At 40.1% G+C, this 307-nt stretch carries 1 protein-coding gene; it reads left to right on the top strand.

Translation table 11 applies throughout. The annotated features are described in order from the left end of the window. A partial coding sequence (locus tag LZZ90_RS14005) for a type IX secretion system membrane protein PorP/SprF (RefSeq protein WP_237791325.1) occupies positions 1 to 307 on the top strand: 307 nt, incomplete at both ends.

Here is a 307-nt window from a genome sequence, read left to right as displayed (position 1 = left end):
GAACAATACGTTTTTGAATGTGGGAGCTGGATTGTTTTTCTACACCCAGAAGTACTACATCGGGGCTTCGATTCCGAATATGTTAAAGTCGAAACACCTTGATTTTAACGGAAGAAAGTTTGGATCGGAAGAGTCGCATTACTTTGTAACGGGAGGCTATGTGTTTGACATCAACCAGAACATGAAGTTAAAACCGTTTGCGATGGTAAAATCCTCGTTTAATGCGCCAACTTCATTGGATTTGTCGTTAAACACGTTGTTGTACAATAAATTCGAGGCTGGGTTAACGTATCGTTTGGAAGATTCT

The organism is Flavobacterium sp. SM15, from assembly GCF_022012335.1.
Lineage (GTDB): Bacteria > Bacteroidota > Bacteroidia > Flavobacteriales > Flavobacteriaceae > Flavobacterium.
This window is presented reverse-complemented; position numbering and strand designations above follow the sequence as displayed.